The 16,722-nt window shown below is 65.7% G+C and carries 16 protein-coding genes and 3 tRNA genes; 17 read left to right on the top strand and 2 right to left on the bottom strand.

Going from position 1 to position 16,722, the window contains the following annotated elements; translation table 11 throughout:
* Positions 1 to 19 precede the first annotated feature (19 nt).
* The gene (locus tag AC1RB9_RS21185; RefSeq protein WP_025270892.1) at positions 20 to 343 is read right to left on the bottom strand and encodes a hypothetical protein; all 324 of its coding nucleotides are present in this window, start codon (positions 341 to 343) and stop codon (positions 20 to 22) included.
* Positions 344 to 509: 166 nt separating this feature from the next.
* Between AC1RB9_RS21185 and aruC the strand changes: the two genes are divergently transcribed.
* From aruC to AC1RB9_RS21115, 14 genes are all read left to right on the top strand, one after another.
* Positions 510 to 1,730 carry a bifunctional succinylornithine transaminase/acetylornithine aminotransferase gene (aruC, locus tag AC1RB9_RS21180; RefSeq protein WP_003112608.1) on the top strand — a complete coding sequence of 407 codons (1,221 nt, stop codon included), beginning with the start codon at positions 510 to 512 and terminating at the stop codon, positions 1,728 to 1,730.
* Between the two features lie 198 nt (positions 1,731 to 1,928).
* Entirely contained in the window at positions 1,929 to 2,945 is a 1,017-nt protein-coding gene (aruF, locus tag AC1RB9_RS21175) for an arginine/ornithine succinyltransferase subunit alpha (protein WP_003085950.1), read from the top strand.
* A gap of 11 nt (positions 2,946 to 2,956) precedes the next feature.
* A complete protein-coding gene (astA, locus tag AC1RB9_RS21170; protein WP_003112607.1) occupies positions 2,957 to 3,979 on the top strand; it encodes an arginine N-succinyltransferase in 1,023 nt (340 codons plus the stop codon).
* Positions 3,980 to 4,021: 42 nt separating this feature from the next.
* Positions 4,022 to 5,488, top strand: a complete 1,467-nt coding sequence (astD, locus tag AC1RB9_RS21165) for a succinylglutamate-semialdehyde dehydrogenase (RefSeq protein WP_010895527.1) — start codon at positions 4,022 to 4,024, stop codon at positions 5,486 to 5,488.
* Complete coding sequence (gene astB, locus AC1RB9_RS21160) at positions 5,485 to 6,831, top strand: N-succinylarginine dihydrolase (RefSeq protein ID WP_003085956.1); 1,347 nt, start codon at positions 5,485 to 5,487, stop codon at positions 6,829 to 6,831. The genes astD and astB overlap by 4 nt, the downstream gene beginning before the upstream one ends.
* A gap of 13 nt (positions 6,832 to 6,844) precedes the next feature.
* Positions 6,845 to 7,135 (top strand): hypothetical protein, encoded by a 291-nt coding sequence (locus AC1RB9_RS21155; protein WP_003085959.1) that lies wholly within the window; start codon positions 6,845 to 6,847, stop codon positions 7,133 to 7,135.
* A gap of 13 nt (positions 7,136 to 7,148) precedes the next feature.
* A complete protein-coding gene (gene astE / locus AC1RB9_RS21150; RefSeq protein ID WP_003112605.1) occupies positions 7,149 to 8,147 on the top strand; it encodes a succinylglutamate desuccinylase in 999 nt (332 codons plus the stop codon).
* A gap of 144 nt (positions 8,148 to 8,291) precedes the next feature.
* Positions 8,292 to 9,296, top strand: a complete 1,005-nt coding sequence (ltaE, locus tag AC1RB9_RS21145; RefSeq protein ID WP_003111717.1) for a low-specificity L-threonine aldolase — start codon at positions 8,292 to 8,294, stop codon at positions 9,294 to 9,296.
* A 121-nt stretch (positions 9,297 to 9,417) separates the two neighbouring features.
* Positions 9,418 to 12,042 (top strand): alanine--tRNA ligase, encoded by a 2,625-nt coding sequence (gene alaS / locus AC1RB9_RS21140; protein ID WP_003159662.1) that lies wholly within the window; start codon positions 9,418 to 9,420, stop codon positions 12,040 to 12,042.
* A gap of 147 nt (positions 12,043 to 12,189) precedes the next feature.
* The gene (locus AC1RB9_RS21135) at positions 12,190 to 13,428 is read left to right on the top strand and encodes an aspartate kinase (protein WP_003085971.1); all 1,239 of its coding nucleotides are present in this window, start codon (positions 12,190 to 12,192) and stop codon (positions 13,426 to 13,428) included.
* Positions 13,429 to 13,612: 184 nt separating this feature from the next.
* Positions 13,613 to 13,798 (top strand): carbon storage regulator CsrA, encoded by a 186-nt coding sequence (gene csrA / locus AC1RB9_RS21130; RefSeq protein ID WP_003085981.1) that lies wholly within the window; start codon positions 13,613 to 13,615, stop codon positions 13,796 to 13,798.
* 61 nt (positions 13,799 to 13,859) lie between these two features.
* A tRNA-Ser gene (locus tag AC1RB9_RS21125) sits at positions 13,860 to 13,950 on the top strand.
* Positions 13,951 to 14,067: 117 nt separating this feature from the next.
* A tRNA-Arg gene (locus tag AC1RB9_RS21120) sits at positions 14,068 to 14,144 on the top strand.
* A 111-nt stretch (positions 14,145 to 14,255) separates the two neighbouring features.
* A tRNA-Arg gene (locus AC1RB9_RS21115) sits at positions 14,256 to 14,332 on the top strand.
* A gap of 97 nt (positions 14,333 to 14,429) precedes the next feature.
* Here AC1RB9_RS21115 and alpR read toward each other — a convergent pair.
* The gene (gene alpR, locus AC1RB9_RS21110; RefSeq protein ID WP_003085982.1) at positions 14,430 to 15,143 is read right to left on the bottom strand and encodes a transcriptional regulator AlpR; all 714 of its coding nucleotides are present in this window, start codon (positions 15,141 to 15,143) and stop codon (positions 14,430 to 14,432) included.
* Positions 15,144 to 15,313: 170 nt separating this feature from the next.
* Here alpR and AC1RB9_RS21105 point away from each other — a divergent pair, with 170 nt between their 5' ends.
* The 3 genes from AC1RB9_RS21105 to AC1RB9_RS21095 all read left to right on the top strand — a co-directional run bounded on the left by AC1RB9_RS21105 (position 15,314) and on the right by AC1RB9_RS21095 (position 16,657).
* Positions 15,314 to 15,844, top strand: coding sequence for a hypothetical protein (locus AC1RB9_RS21105; protein WP_003085984.1), 531 nt, complete (start codon positions 15,314 to 15,316; stop codon positions 15,842 to 15,844).
* 164 nt (positions 15,845 to 16,008) lie between these two features.
* Positions 16,009 to 16,389 (top strand): phage holin family protein, encoded by a 381-nt coding sequence (locus AC1RB9_RS21100; RefSeq protein WP_003454542.1) that lies wholly within the window; start codon positions 16,009 to 16,011, stop codon positions 16,387 to 16,389.
* Complete coding sequence (locus tag AC1RB9_RS21095; protein ID WP_003085989.1) at positions 16,382 to 16,657, top strand: phage holin family protein; 276 nt, start codon at positions 16,382 to 16,384, stop codon at positions 16,655 to 16,657. The genes AC1RB9_RS21100 and AC1RB9_RS21095 overlap by 8 nt, the downstream gene beginning before the upstream one ends.
* Positions 16,658 to 16,722: the final 65 nt, after the last annotated feature.

The following is a 16,722-nucleotide window of genomic DNA, read 5'->3' as shown; positions in this document are numbered from 1 at the left end:
CGCCAACGGCGCGGCGGTTTCAGCCGGGCTTTGCGACGCCCCGGGAGGCGGATCGCCTCGGGAAGTCGCCGAGTTCGCGACGGGCCGTCGGAATGATCGTCTCCAGCAGTTCCAGCGGAACGTCGCTGGCGAACAGGTTGACCACGAAACGCCGGCCGACGTCGTCGCGAAAGACCTCGAACAGCGGCTGTTCGCCGCGCCAGCACTCCAGGCCGAGGCCGTCGCGCGGATTGACGTCGGAGGCGAAGACGAGACGGTAGTCGATTCCCTCGATGGGCATGGCTTGTTTCCCTGCTGTTCCCGCCCGCGGGGCGGCGTAGAAGAAGTATGCACCCGAGTGCATCGCGCGTTTACACTGCGCCTTCCCGATGCTTTCTGTCGCATTTCCGAAAGCCGCGGAAATTCCCGGGTTGGCGCTATAACAAGTTGTCGCATGGCGGCAATGCCGGCCCGGTCCCAATCCCTACAATCCTTTCATCGATAGCCGCCTTCAGGCAGGAGAAACACCGATGTCCGCTCCCCATGCGCAGGTAGAACGTGCCGATTTCGACCGGTATATGGTCCCCAACTACGCCCCCGCCGCCTTCATTCCGGTGCGAGGCGAGGGATCGCGCGTCTGGGACCAGAGCGGCCGCGAACTGATCGATTTCGCCGGCGGCATCGCCGTGACCTCCCTGGGCCACGCGCATCCGGCGCTGGTCAAGGCGCTCACCGAGCAGGCCCAGCGCATCTGGCACGTTTCCAACGTCTTCACCAACGAGCCGGCCCTGCGCCTGGCGCGCAAGCTGGTGGACGCCACCTTCGCCGAGCGGGTGTTCCTCGCCAATTCCGGCGCCGAAGCCAACGAGGCGGCCTTCAAGCTGGCTCGCCGCTACGCCAACGATGTCTACGGCCCGCAGAAGTACGAGATCATCGCCGCCAGCAACAGCTTCCACGGGCGCACCCTGTTCACCGTCAACGTCGGCGGCCAGCCGAAGTATTCCGATGGCTTCGGGCCCAAGTTCGAGGGTATCACCCACGTTCCCTACAACGACCTGGAAGCGCTGAAGGCGGCGATCTCCGACAAGACCTGCGCCGTGGTGCTGGAACCGATCCAGGGCGAGGGCGGCGTGCTGCCGGCGCAGCAGGCCTACCTGGAAGGGGCGCGCAAGCTGTGCGACGAGCACAACGCGCTGCTGGTCTTCGACGAGGTCCAGAGCGGCATGGGCCGGGTCGGCGAGCTGTTCGCCTACATGCACTACGGCGTGGTCCCGGACATCCTCTCCAGCGCCAAGAGCCTGGGCGGCGGCTTCCCTATCGGTGCGATGCTGACCACCGGCGAGATCGCCAAGCACCTGTCGGTCGGCACCCACGGCACCACCTACGGCGGCAACCCGCTGGCGTCGGCGGTGGCCGAGGCGGCGCTGGACGTGATCAATACCCCGGAAGTGCTGGATGGCGTGAAGGCCAAGCATGAGCGCTTCAAGTCCCGCCTGCAGAAGATCGGCCAGGAGTACGGCATCTTCGACGAGATCCGCGGCATGGGCCTGCTGATCGGTGCGGCGCTGACCGACGAGTGGAAGGGCAAGGCCAGGGATGTGCTCAACGCCGCCGAGAAAGAGGCGGTGATGGTGCTCCAGGCCAGCCCGGACGTGGTGCGCTTCGCGCCGAGCCTGGTGATCGACGACGCCGAGATCGACGAAGGCCTGGAGCGCTTCGAGCGCGCCGTGGCCAAGCTGGTCCGCGGCTGAGCGAACCCACGGGGCCCCGGCGCAGGCCGGGGCACCCGATGCGAAATCCCGGAGCGGCCCGCGCCGGAGCCGGGAACCGTGCCGCCGTGCGTGGCGCGGGATCTTCCCTGCTGGACGTTCGAAACCGTGGCACAGGAAGGTGCCGCGGTCCCGCGCATGGATGCGGCAATCATCGTTGTCTGAGAAAGGAGTGACGCCATGTTGGTGATGCGCCCCGCCCAAGCGGCCGACCTGCCACAGGTGCAGCGTCTGGCGGCGGACAGCCCGGTAGGCGTCACGTCCTTGCCGGATGACGCCGAACGCCTGCGCGACAAGATCCTCGCTTCCGAGGCCTCGTTCGCCGCGGAGGTGAGCTACAACGGCGAGGAAAGCTATTTCTTCGTCCTCGAGGACAGCGCCAGCGGCGAGCTGGTCGGCTGCTCGGCGATCGTCGCCTCGGCCGGGTTCTCGGAACCGTTCTACAGCTTCCGCAACGAAACCTTCGTGCACGCCTCGCGCTCGCTGTCGATCCACAACAAGATCCATGTCCTCTCGCTGTGCCACGACCTTACCGGCAACAGCCTGCTGACCAGTTTCTACGTACAGCGCGACCTGGTGCAGAGCGTCTATGCCGAACTCAACTCGCGCGGTCGCCTGCTGTTCATGGCCAGCCATCCGGAGCGCTTCGCCGACGCGGTGGTGGTGGAGATCGTCGGCTACAGCGACGAGCAGGGCGAATCGCCGTTCTGGAACGCGGTCGGGCGCAACTTCTTCGACCTGAACTACATCGAGGCGGAAAAGCTCTCCGGGCTGAAGAGCCGCACCTTCCTCGCCGAACTGATGCCGCACTATCCGATCTATGTGCCACTGTTGCCGGATGCCGCCCAGGAGTCCATGGGCCAGGTCCACCCGCGAGCGCAGATCACCTTCGATATCCTGATGCGCGAAGGCTTCGAGACCGACAACTACATCGACATCTTCGATGGCGGCCCGACCCTGCACGCGCGTACCTCGGGGATTCGCTCGATCGCCCAGAGCCGGGTGGTTCCGGTGAAGATCGGCGAGGCGCCGAAGAGCGGGCGTCCATACCTGGTCACCAACGGCCAGTTGCAGGACTTCCGCGCGGTCGTGCTGGACCTGGACTGGGCGCCCGGCAAGCCGGTGGCCCTGAGTGTTGAAGCCGCCGAGGCCCTGGGCGTCGGCGAAGGCGCCAGCGTGCGCCTGGTAGCGGTCTGAAGGAGCCAGTCATGATCGTACGTCCTGTTACCAGCGCCGACCTGCCGGCCCTGATCGAGCTGGCGCGCAGCACCGGCACCGGCCTGACCACCCTGCCGGCCAACGAGCAGCGCCTGCAGCATCGCGTCAGCTGGGCCGAGAAGGCCTTCCGCGGCGAGGCCGAACGCGGCGACGCCGACTACCTGTTCGTCCTCGAGGACGACGCCGGCAAGGTCGTCGGCATCTCCGCCATCGCCGGAGCGGTGGGGCTTCGCGAACCCTGGTACAACTACCGGGTCGGCCTCACCGTGAGCGCCTCGCAGGAACTCAACATCCATCGCGAGATCCCCACGCTGTTCCTGGCCAACGACCTGACCGGCAATTCCGAGCTGTGCTCGCTGTTCCTCCACGCCGACCACCGCAGCGGCCTCAACGGCAAGCTGCTGTCGCGTGCGCGCTTCCTGTTCATCGCCGAATTCCGCCACCTGTTCGGCGACAAGCTGATCGCCGAGATGCGCGGCATGTCCGACGAGGAGGGGCGTTCGCCATTCTGGGAAAGCCTCGGCCGGCACTTCTTCAAGATGGAATTCTCCCAGGCCGACTACCTCACCGGGGTCGGCAACAAGGCCTTCATCGCCGAGCTGATGCCGAAGTTCCCGCTCTACACCTGCTTCCTCTCCGAGGAGGCGCGCGGGGTGATCGGCCGCGTCCATCCGAACACCGAGCCGGCGCTGGCCATGCTCAAGGCCGAGGGCTTCAGCTACCAGGGCTACGTCGACATCTTCGACGCCGGCCCGGCGATCGAGGCCGAGACCGACAAGATCCGCGCCATCGCCGAGAGCCAGAACCTGGTGCTGGCGGTGGGCACTCCCGGCGACGACGCCGAGCCCTACCTGATCCACAACCGCAAGCGCGAAGACTGTCGCATCACCGCCGCGCCGGCGCGGGCCGCCGCCGGCACCCTGGTGGTCGATCCGCTGACTGCCAAGCGCCTGCGCCTGTCGGCCGGCGCCTCGGTACGCGCGGTGCCGCTGTCGGCGCAGAAGCGCGGTTGAAAGCCTGATGGAGGCGTCCCGGCGAGGGCGCCCGAGGAGTCGATGATGAGTACCCATTACATTGCCGGCCAGTGGCTGGCGGGCCAGGGCGAGACCCTGGAGTCCCTCGACCCGGTTGGCCAGGGCGTGGTCTGGTCCGGGCGCGGCGCTGACGCCACCCAGGTCGACGCTGCCGTGTGCGCCGCCCGCGAGGCCTTCCCGGCCTGGGCGCGGCGCCCGCTGGAGCAGCGCATCGAGTTGCTCGAGCGCTTCGCTGCGACCCTCAAGTCCCGCGCCGACGAGCTGGCCCGAGTGATCGGCGAGGAAACCGGCAAGCCGCTGTGGGAGTCGGCCACCGAAGTGACCAGCATGGTCAACAAGGTGGCGATCTCGGTGCAGGCGTTCCGCGAGCGCACCGGCGAGAAATCCGGTCCGCTGGCCGACGCTACCGCCGTGCTACGGCACAAGCCGCATGGCGTGGTGGCGGTATTCGGTCCCTACAATTTCCCCGGCCACCTGCCCAACGGGCATATCGTCCCGGCGCTGCTGGCCGGTAACTGCGTGGTGTTCAAGCCCAGCGAGCTGACCCCGAAGGTCGCCGAGCTGACGCTCAAGGCCTGGATCCAGGCCGGCCTGCCGGCCGGCGTGCTCAACCTGGTCCAGGGCGGTCGCGAAACCGGCGTCGCGCTGGCCGCCCACCGAGGGCTCGACGGTCTGTTCTTCACCGGGTCCAGTCGCACCGGCAACCTGCTGCACAGCCAGTTTGGCGGCCAGCCGCAGAAAATCCTGGCGCTGGAGATGGGCGGCAACAACCCGCTGGTGGTGGAGGAGGTCGCCGACCTCGACGCCGCCGTCTACACCATCATCCAGTCCGCCTTCATCTCCGCAGGCCAGCGTTGCACCTGCGCCCGCCGCCTGCTGGTGCCGCAGGGCGCCTGGGGCGACGCACTGCTGGCGCGCCTGGTGGCGGTCAGCGCTACCCTGCGGGTCGGTCGCTTCGACGAACAGCCGGCGCCGTTCATGGGCGCGGTGATTTCGCTGAGCGCCGCCGAGCACCTGCTCAAGGCCCAGGAGCATTTGATCGGCAAGGGCGCACAGCCGCTGCTGGCGATGACCCAGCCGATCGACGGCGCCGCCCTGCTGACCCCGGGCATCCTCGACGTCAGCGCGGTGGCCGAGCGACCGGACGAAGAGTTCTTCGGGCCGCTGTTGCAAGTGATCCGCTACTCCGATTTCGCTGCGGCGATCCGTGAAGCCAACGCCACCCAGTACGGCCTGGCCGCCGGGTTGCTGTCGGATTCCCGCGAGCGTTTCGAGCAGTTCCTCGTGGAAAGCCGCGCCGGCATCGTCAACTGGAACAAGCAGCTCACCGGCGCCGCCAGCAGCGCGCCGTTCGGCGGTATCGGCGCGTCCGGCAACCACCGGCCGAGCGCCTACTACGCCGCCGATTACTGCGCCTATCCGGTCGCCTCGCTGGAAAGCCCCAGCGTGTCCCTTCCTGCCACCCTGACTCCCGGGATCAGCCTATGAATGCCCATGAAGTGAATTTCGACGGCCTGGTCGGCCCGACCCACAACTACGGCGGCCTGTCCTACGGCAATGTCGCTTCGCAAAGCAACAGCCAGGCGGTGTCCAACCCGAAGGAAGCGGCGAAGCAGGGCCTGGCGAAGATGAAGGCGCTGATGGAGATGGGTTTCAAGCAGGGGGTACTCGCTCCGCAAGCCCGCCCGGATACCGCTGCGCTGCGTAGCCTGGGCTTCTCCGGCAGCGACGAGGAGGTGATCCGCCGTGCGGCGAAGGAAGCGATGCCTCTCCTCGCCGCCTGCAGCTCGGCGTCGAGCATGTGGACCGCCAATGCCGCCACGGTCAGCCCGAGTGCCGACACCGCCGACGGCCGCGTGCATTTCACCGCGGCCAACCTGAACTGCAAGTTCCACCGATCCATCGAGCATCCCACCACCAGCCGCGTGCTGGCGGCGATGTTCAACGACGAGCGGCATTTCGCCCATCACGCGGCGCTGCCGGCAGTGAGCCAGTTCGGCGACGAAGGCGCGGCCAACCACACGCGCTTCTGCAAGGACTATGGCGATGCCGGCGTGGAGTTCTTCGTCTTCGGTCGCAGCGCCTTCGACAGTCGCTTCCCGGCGCCGCAACGCTATCCGGCGCGCCAGACCCTGGAAGCCTGCCAGGCCGTCGCGCGTCTGCACGGGCTGAGCGAGGCCGGAGTGGTCTACGCTCAACAGAACCCGGCGGTGATCGACCAGGGCGTGTTCCACAACGATGTGATCTCGGTGGGCAATGGCGAGGTGCTGTTCCATCACGAGGACGCCTTCCTCGATACCGAGAAGGTCCTTGCCGAACTGCACGACAAGCTGGGCCGCCGCGGCGGCCGCTTCCGCGCCATCTGCGTGCCGCGCGACCAGGTCGCGGTGGAGGACGCGGTGAAGTCCTACCTGTTCAACAGCCAACTGCTGTCGAAGGCCGACGGTTCGATGCTGCTGGTGGTACCGGAGGAGTGCCGGAACAACCCGCGGGTCTGGAACTACCTGGACCAGCTCACCGGCGACGACGGTCCGATCCGCGAAGTGAAGGTCTTCGACCTCAAGCAGAGCATGCAGAACGGCGGCGGTCCGGCTTGCCTGCGCTTGCGCGTGGCGCTGCAGGAACGGGAGCTGGCGGCGGTGAATCCGGGGGTGATCATGAGCGCCGGCCTGTACGACACGCTGGTAGCCTGGGTCGACCGGCACTACCGCGACCGCCTGAGCGAGACCGACCTGGCCGACCCCCAACTGCTGCTGGAGTGCCGGACGGCATTGGATGAACTGACGCAGATCCTTAAACTGGGCTCGGTTTATTCCTTCCAACTCGATTGAGAGCCTCGCCACCATGTCCGATAGCCTGCAACTGATCCTCGAAGATACCGACGGCACCCAGCTGGAAACTTCCTGCACCCGTTTCGCCGTGGTCTGGCAGGGCAAGGAAGTGTGGGTCCAGCAAGCCGGCAACGGCCAGTTGCTGATCGGCGTCGACGTCGAAGACGGCGATACCGAATACACCAACCTGCTGCTGCGGCCGATGGCGACCAACCTGGTCAGCCTGCAACTGGAGATGGAGCCGATCGAAGAGGGCGACGACCACGAGCACGGCCCCGACTGCGGCTGCGACCACACCCACTGACTGAGGACATCCCATGCTCGCCCTCGGCAAACTGCTCGACTTGACCCTGGCCGGCCGCGAGCCGACCGAGAAGATCCAGCTCACCGCCGACGGCACCCGCCTGCACTGGCTGGCCGAGGGCGCGCTGGAAGTCACGCCGATCGGCGCCCGCGATAACGGCGTCGACCTGTTGCTCTCGGCCGGTATCCACGGCAACGAGACCGCGCCCATCGAACTGCTCGAACGGCTGATCCGCAAGGTCGCCGCTGGCACCCTCAAGCCTGCCGCCAGGGTCCTCTTCCTGTTCGGCAACCCCGAAGCCATCCGCCGCGGCGAGCGCTACGTCGAACAGGACATGAACCGCCTGTTCAACGGTCGCCACGAGGAGGGCAGCGGCAACGAGGCCTTCCGTGCCGCCGAGCTGGAGCGCCTGGCCCAGGTGTTCTTCAGCAAGACCGAGCGAGTCCACCTGCACTACGACCTGCATACCGCGATCCGCGGCTCGAAGATCGAGCAGTTCGCCCTCTACCCCTGGGCCGAGGGCCGCCAGCATTCCCGCAGCGAACTGGCCCGCCTGCGCGACGCCGGCATCGAGGCGGTGCTGTTGCAGAACAAGCCGGGCATCACCTTCAGCGCCTACACCTACGGTCAGCTCGGCGCCGAGGCCTTTACCCTGGAACTGGGCAAGGCACGTCCGTTCGGAGAGAACCAGGAGGTCAACCTGGAGCGCCTGGAGCGGAGCCTGGAGCTGCTGATCGACGGCAGCGAGGAACAGCCGGACGGCTCCCGGCTCGACGGCCTCAAGCTGTTCAGCGTGTCGCGCGAGGTGATCAAGCACAGCGACCACTTCCGCCTGCACCTCGACGACGACGTGGCCAACTTCACCGAACTCTCGCCGGGCTACCTGCTGGCCGAGGATATCGGCGGCACGCGCTGGGTGGTGGACGAGGTCGGCGCGCGCATCATCTTCCCCAATCCACGGGTGAAGAACGGCCTGCGTGCCGGAATCCTGGTGGTGCCGGCCAAGCTCTGAGGCGTATCGGCCTTCCCTCTCGATCATGACGGAGCGCTTCGGCGCTCCGTTTCCGTTGCGGCCGGGAAGATTTCCCGACTTCCCTTGTGGCTGTCGGTAGAGCGCCGTAGGATCGGGCTTTTCCGCCGAACCGAGGAGCCCTCCGTGCCTGTCATCGACCTGCGCAGCGACACCGTCACCCAGCCCACCGCCGGCATGCGCGAAGCCATGGCCGCGGCCGAACTGGGCGACGACGTCTATGGCGAGGACCCTACGGTCAACCGCCTGGAGGCCGAACTGGCGGCGCGCCTGGGCTTCGCCGCGGCGCTCTTCGTACCGACCGGGACCATGAGCAACCTGCTCGGATTGATGGCCCACTGCGAGCGCGGCGACGAATACATCGTCGGCCAGCAGGCGCATACCTACAAATACGAGGGCGGCGGTGCCGCGGTGCTGGGCTCGATCCAGCCGCAGCCGATCGACGGCGAGGCCGACGGATCGCTCGACCTGGACAAGGTCGCGGCGGCGATCAAGGCCGACGACTTCCATTTCGCCAGGACCCGCCTGCTGGCCCTGGAAAACACCATGCAGGGCAAGGTGCTGCCGCTCGACTACCTGGCCGCGGCGCGCGCTTTCACTCGCGCGCGTGGCCTGGCCCTGCACCTGGATGGCGCGCGCCTGTACAACGCGGCGGTGAAGCTGGGCGTAGACGCCAGCGAAATCACCCGGCACTTCGACTCGGTGTCGGTGTGCCTGTCCAAGGGCCTCGGTGCGCCGGTGGGCTCGGTGCTTTGCGGCAGCGTCGAACTGATCGGCAAGGCCCGTCGCTGGCGCAAGATGGTCGGCGGCGGGATGCGCCAGGCCGGTCTGCTGGCGGCTGCCGGCCTGTACGCCCTCGATCACCAGGTGGCACGCCTGGCCGACGACCACGCCAACGCCGCGCGCCTGGGCGACGGGCTGCGCGAACTGGGCTATGCGGTGGAGCCGGTGCAGACCAACATGGTCTACGTCGATGTCGGCGAGCGGGCGGTCGCGCTGCGCGACTTCCTCGCCGAGCGCGAGGTGCGGATCAGCGCGGCGGCGCGTTTGCGCCTGGTCACCCACCTGGACGTTTCCGCCGAGTCCATAGGACAAGTACTGGATGCCTTCGCGGCCTTTCGTCGCTCATAAGCGAAAAGGTCGGCAATAGGCAATAACTATCGCGCAAATACACTACAACCTTGCCCAAGGGCCGATATAATGCGGCCCTTTGCCGGCGATTCGTGGCCGCCAATTTTCCGTGGAAGAACCTATGAAAAGCGCTGAAATCCGTGAAGCCTTCCTCCGCTTCTTCGAAGAGAAGGGACACACCCGTGTCGCTTCCAGTTCGCTGATCCCGGCGAACGATCCGACCCTGCTGTTCACCAACGCGGGCATGAACCAGTTCAAGGACTGCTTCCTCGGCCTGGAAAAGCGCGCCTACACCCGTGCGACCACCAGCCAGAAATGCGTGCGCGCCGGCGGCAAGCACAACGACCTGGAAAACGTCGGCTACACCGCGCGGCACCACACCTTCTTCGAAATGCTGGGTAACTTCAGCTTCGGCGACTATTTCAAGCGCGACGCCATCCATTACGCCTGGGAGTTCCTCACCGGCGAGAAATGGCTGAACCTGCCCAAGGAAAAGCTCTGGGTCACCGTCTACGCCACCGACGACGAGGCCTACGACATCTGGACCAAGGAAGTCGGCGTGCCCGCCGAGCGTATGGTGCGGATCGGCGACAACAAGGGTGCGCCCTATGCGTCCGACAACTTCTGGGCGATGGGCGATACCGGACCTTGCGGTCCCTGCACCGAGATCTTCTTCGACCATGGGCCGGAGATCTGGGGCGGCCCGCCCGGTTCGCCGGAAGAGGACGGCGACCGCTACATCGAGATCTGGAACAACGTGTTCATGCAGTTCAACCGCACCGCGGACGGCGTCATGCACCCGCTGCCGGCGCCGAGCGTGGACACCGGCATGGGCCTGGAGCGCGTCAGCGCGGTACTCCAGCACGTGCACTCGAACTATGAGATCGACCTGTTCCAGAATCTGCTGAAAGCCTCCGCCGAGGCCATCGGCTGCGCCAACGACGACGCGCCGTCGCTGAAGGTGGTAGCCGATCACATCCGTTCCTGCAGCTTCCTGATCGCCGACGGCGTACTGCCGTCCAACGAGGGTCGCGGCTACGTCTTGCGGCGGATCATCCGCCGCGCCTGCCGCCACGGCAACAAGCTGGGCGCCAGGGGCACCTTCTTCCACAAGATCGTCGCAGCGCTGGTCACCGAGATGGGCGATGCCTTCCCCGAGCTGAAGCAACAGCAGGCGCACATCGAGCGCGTGCTGAGGACCGAGGAAGAGCAGTTCGCCAAGACCCTGGAGCAAGGCCTGAAGATCCTCGAACAGGACCTCGCCGAACTGCAGGGCAGCGTGATTCCCGGCAACGTGGTGTTCAAGCTGTACGACACCTATGGCTTCCCGGTCGACCTGACCAATGACATCGCCCGCGAGCGCGAGCTGACCATCGACGAGGACGGCTTCGAGCGCGAGATGGAGGCCCAGCGCGAGCGCGCCCGCGCTTCCAGCGCCTTCGGCATGGACTACAACAGCCTGGTCAAGGTCGACGGCGAGACCCGCTTCCTCGGCTATCAGGGCGTCTCCGGCGCCGGGCAGATCGTCGCGCTGTTCAGGGACGGCCAGGCCGTCGAGCGCCTGGAGGAGGGCGAGGAGGGCGTCGTGGTCCTCGACCAGACGCCGTTCTACGCCGAATCCGGCGGCCAGGTCGGCGACAGTGGCTACCTCGAGGCGGCTGGCGTGCGCTTCGACGTGCGCGATACCACCAAGGCTGGCGGCGCGCACCTGCACCATGGCGTGGTCGCCCGGGGCAACCTGAGCGTCGGCGGCGCGGTCAAGGCCGAGGTCGACGCTTCGGTACGCCAGGCCACCGCGCTCAACCACTCCGCGACCCACCTGCTGCATGCCGCGCTGCGCCAGGTACTGGGCGACCACGTACAACAGAAGGGCTCGCTGGTGGACAGCCAGCGCCTGCGTTTCGACTTCAGCCACTTCGAGGCGATCAAGGCGGAACAACTGAAGGCCCTGGAGGATATCGTCAACGCCGAAATCCGTCGCAACACCGAGGTCGAGACCGAGGAAACCGATATCGACACCGCCAAGGCCAAGGGCGCCATGGCGCTGTTCGGCGAGAAGTACGGCGACCAGGTGCGCGTACTGAGCATGGGCGGCGATTTCTCCGTCGAGCTGTGCGGTGGCACCCACGTATCCCGCACCGGCGACATCGGCCTGTTCAAGATCACTAGCGAGGGTGGCGTGGCTGCCGGCGTACGCCGTATCGAGGCGGTCACCGGCGCGGCGGCGCTGGCCTACCTGAACGGTGCCGAGGAGCAGCTCAAGGAAGCCGCCAGCCTGGTCAAGGGCAGCCGCGACAACCTGCTGGACAAGCTCGGCGCCCTGCTGGAGCGCAACCGCTCGCTGGAGAAGGAGCTGGAACAGCTCAAGGCCAAGGCTGCCAGCGCGGCCGGCGACGACCTTTCGGCGGCGGCGGTGGAAATCAAGGGCGCGAAGGTACTCGCCGCGCGCCTCGATGGTCTGGACGGCAAGGCGCTGTTGGCGCTGGTCGACCAGTTGAAGAACAAGCTCGGCCGCGCAGTGATCCTGCTCGGCGGCGAGCTGGACGGGAAGGTCGTACTGGTCGCAGGCGTGACCCAGGACCTGACCGGCCAACTGAAGGCCGGCGAGCTTATGAAGCAAGCCGCGGCGGCAGTTGGTGGCAAAGGTGGCGGACGCCCGGATATGGCCCAGGGCGGCGGCACCGATGCAGCGAAATTGGACGAGGCCCTGGCCCTGGCCCAGCGCTTCGTCGAGCAAGGGCTCTGATGCCATGCCGGCCCCGCGCCAGAGCGACGCGGGGCCGGGCGGCCAGCGCCCCTTGATGCCCGGCCGGCGGTGCGCCCCGCCAGTCCGGGTAGCGAAAGAATGTGGCAGGTTCAAAAGGGCGCCCTTCACGGAATCAGGCGGTTTGAAATGGCTTTGATCGTACAGAAGTTTGGAGGGACCTCCGTCGGCACCGTCGAGCGTATCGAGCAGGTGGCCGAGAAGGTGAAGAAATTCCGCGAAGCGGGCGATGACGTCGTCGTGGTGGTATCCGCCATGAGCGGCGAGACCAACCGTCTGATCGGCCTGGCCAACCAGATCATGGAGCAGCCGGTTCCGCGCGAACTGGACGTCATGGTCTCGACCGGAGAGCAGGTGACCATCGCCCTGCTCAGCATGGCCCTGATCAAGCGCGGCGTGCCGGCGGTCTCCTATACCGGCAACCAGGTGCGTATCCTCACCGACAGCGCGCACACCAAGGCGCGCATCCTGCACATCGACGACACCCACATCCGCGCCGACCTCAAGGCCGGCAGGGTAGTGGTGGTCGCCGGTTTCCAGGGCGTCGACGGCAACGGCAACATCACCACGCTGGGCCGCGGCGGTTCCGATACCACCGGGGTGGCCCTGGCGGCGGCGTTGAAGGCCGACGAATGCCAGATCTACACCGACGTCGACGGCGTCTACACCACCGATCCGCGCGTAGTGCCGCAGGCCCGTCGGCTGGACAAGATCACCTTCGAGGAAATGCTGGAAATGGCCAGCCTCGGTTCCAAGGTGCTGCAGATCCGGGCGGTCGAGTTCGCCGGCAAGTACAACGTTCCGTTGCGCGTGCTGCACAGCTTCCAGGAGGGTCCGGGCACCCTCATTACTATCGATGATGAAGAGGAATCCATGGAACAGCCGATCATCTCCGGCATCGCCTTCAACCGCGACGAAGCCAAGCTGACCATCCGTGGCGTACCCGATACCCCCGGCGTGGCCTTCAAGATCCTCGGGCCGATCAGTGCCGCCAATGTGGAAGTCGACATGATCGTGCAGAACGTGGCGCACGATAACACCACCGACTTCACCTTCACGGTGCATCGCAACGATTACCTGAACGCCCTGGAAATCCTCAAGCAGACCGCCGCCAACATCGGCGCGCGCGAAGCCATCGGCGACACCAACATCGCCAAGGTTTCCATCGTCGGCGTCGGCATGCGTTCGCACGCCGGCGTGGCCAGCCGCATGTTCGAAGCGCTGGCCAAGGAAAGCATCAACATCCAGATGATCTCCACCTCGGAAATCAAGGTTTCCGTGGTGATCGAAGAGAAGTACCTGGAACTGGCGGTACGTGCCCTGCACACGGCGTTCGAGCTCGACGCGCCGGCGCGACAGGGTGAGTGACGCTGACAGGCGAAAGGCGCGGCAACCCCGCGCCTTTTGTCGTTTTTGACCGTTTGGCAGGAACTTTCATTCCGGCGGGACTGGTCAATACTGGGTGAAGGATCGCGCTCTTGATTTCTGCGGATCCGCCGCCATTTCTTTTTTGCAGACTGTTGTCCTGAAATATTCGCGTGAGGAGAAAGGAATGCTGATTCTGACTCGTCGGGTCGGAGAGACCCTGATGGTAGGTGACGACGTCACCGTGACGGTACTGGGTGTCAAAGGGAACCAGGTGCGCATCGGCGTCAACGCGCCGAAGGAAGTCGCCGTACACCGGGAGGAAATTTACCAGCGCATCCAGAAAGAGAAAGATCAAGAGCCAAACCATTAATTTTTATCTAATTTTCCCTTTGCAAACGGGGTAAAGATGGGTATCATGCGCCCCGTGTTGCGGAGAGGTGGCCGAGTGGCCGAAGGCGCTCCCCTGCTAAGGGAGTACACCTCAAAAGGGTGTCGGGGGTTCGAATCCCCCCCTCTCCGCCATTCAAGTGTTAGAGGTTGATTCAGGCGGCGAAAGCCATCTTGGTAACTAAGTTACTGATTTGATTGAAAAAATCGCTTGACGGATAAAATCCACAATCTATAATGCGCCCCCACGACGCACTCATAGCTCAGCTGGATAGAGTACTCGGCTACGAACCGAGCGGTCGGAGGTTCGAATCCTCCTGAGTGCGCCATATTTCGAAGGGTTCCTCTCGTCAGGGGCTCGGCGAGCGAAGGATCGACAGTTGCGGTCTTTCACGGTAAAACAAGCGTTACCGGCAGGTGGCCGGAAAAAGCACCGACACGCACTCATAGCTCAGCTGGATAGAGTACTCGGCTACGAACCGAGCGGTCGGAGGTTCGAATCCTCCTGAGTGCGCCATACCGAAAGGGCCTGCAGCAATGCAGGCCCTTTTTCTTTGCCCGGGATTTTTCTTCCGCCGGAACGCGGCCCCGTCGTCAGGCGGGGCGGGAAGGGGTCAGACCAGCACCGAGTACCAGAACACCCGGCCGATCACGTTGATGTGCTCGGCGGCTTCCTGGGGCTCGTAGCGCTCGTCCGGATGCTCGTCACTGTTGAAGCTGCGAATGCGCAGGCCGCCGCCTGGAAGGCGGTAAAGCAGTTTAACGCGCAGTTGGCCGTCGTGGTCGAAGGCGTACATGTCGCCGTCCTTGATCGTCCGCGCGCTAGTGTCCACGCCTACCGTGCTGCCGTCCGGCAGCACCGGCTCCATGCTGTTGCCGCTGACCGTGACGCAGGCGGCACTGGCCGGATCGATGTTCTTCTTGCGCAGGGTGTACTTGCCGAAGCGCAGCTTGCGCCCGCCGGTCTGCAGGATCACCGTGCTGCCCTTGCCGCCGGACAGCTCGATCTCCTTGTAGAAGGGCAGTTCGATCTCGTCGGCATCCAGGGGCGTTTCGTCGTCCCATGACTCTACTGCGCCAAGCCAACTGGCATTGGGTCCTGCGTTCGCCTGGCCGCGCTCGGCGAGCATCTCGCCGCGACCTTCCGCCAGCCACAGGGGGTTGACGCCGCAGGCGCCGGCGATCTGCGCGACGAAGCTGGTGGCGCGGGACTTGCCGCGCTCCAGATCGGAAATGGAGGTCTGGGTCATGCCTACCGCCTGGGCAAGCTGGACCTGGCTGAGATGGGCGTGCTTGCGCGCCGCCTTGATGCGATCTTTGAGTTCCATAGGGGGCAAGACTAAGGGTGTGCCTGTGGCATTGCAAGCGTCAGTATATGGGTATTACCATAATTTCAGCGCTTTCCTACTCGCCTCGGGTAGGACGGCGGCCCAACACAGCCACTGCGGGTGGCTAATGCGAGCGGCCAGCCAGGTGGGCCGGCCAAGGAGGGAATACCATGTTTCAAAGTACCGAGCAGGCGCTGGCCGTGGCCTACTGGATGTTCGAGCACCAGCCGGGACCGAAGTCGTCGACGGCGATGGTGATCGATGGCCTGCGCGAGCGCTTCGATCGCAGCTTCATCGAACACCTGCCCAGCGGTTTGAGTCCGCACGAATGGCAGGCCCAGGCGGTGATGACCGTGCGTTTCGCCCAGCGCCAGCTGGCTGCGCACCCACTGGAGCTGGCGGTGGTGCGGGCCGAGTTCGCCCGCGGGCGGGATTTCGTCCTTGGCCTGGCGGCTTTGCGCGACTGGCTGAAGCCCGGGGCCGACCCGATCGAGCAGCGGGCAACCCTGGCCTTGCTGATGCGCATGTTCCGTCGTCCGCCGTCGAGCATCCGCGAGATCGAGCGACTCAGCGGCCTGTCGAAGAGCACCCTGCATCGCTGGGACAAGGAATGGCGCGAGCGGGTCGTCGCTTTGCTGCGCCAGGCCTTGCAGCGACTGGAGGAGCCGATGGCGGAGGTGGGGATCGTGGGCGAGCGCTAAAAAAATTTCTGTATGAAAACGGGTTTTCCCATATTGACGCTATGGGACGATAAAGGTATAAATTCTCCACGATTGAAATTCCTCTGGCCGAAGCCCGCCGATGCGGGCTTCGGCCGTTCCGGGCCCGCCTTTTCGGCGGGCCTTTGCATTTCCGGGAGTCATCCATGTCCGAGCCAAGCTCTGCGGCCTCCGCCGCCAGCGCAATGGCTGGCGTCGGCCTGGCCATGTACCTGCCGGGTATCGATATCGATGGCAACGCCTTGCTGGGAGGCTTCGGCGGCGCCATCTTCTTTGTCGTGTTCGCCCGTGACTACAACGCCCTGACCCGCCTCGGCTACCTGCTGGTGTCCTGGGTCGGCGGCTATTACGCCGGAATCGAGGCGCTCGGCCGCGGGTTGACCCAGACCAGCGGCATGGCCGCCTTCGTCGCCGCGACCCTCTGCGTGACCGGCGGCATCGGCATGCTCGAGTGGATGCGTGGCGGCGAACTGCCCAGCTGGATGCGCGGGCTGTTGCGCCGCCGGGGAGGCAAGTCCGATGGTTGATCCGCTGTCCACCCTGACCGTGCTGGTCTGCTCGGCGATCTGCATGCGCCTGATCACCTATCGCCGCGCCGGCGCGCGTTTCCGCCCCGGCGTTTCCCTGTGCGCCTACCTGCTGGCGTTGTGCACCGGCTGCCAGGCGCTGGGAATAGTGGCCGGGTTGTATCGTGCCGAGCACCTCTCGCCGTGGATGCTCGGGGTACTGCTGGTGCTGCTGGTCCTGCTGTTGCAGGCGCGCGGCAACCTGGCGCGGGTCCTGCGCCTGCATTGAACGAACGTACTTCGCTCCGGCCTGGCCGGCGGTTGTATCCGCCGCGTCGGTGCCTGTCCGTCATC

The organism is Pseudomonas sp. 20-5, from assembly GCF_056782835.1.
The sequence above is the reverse complement of the archived record's forward strand: the minus strand, read 5'-3'. Positions and strand labels throughout refer to the sequence as shown.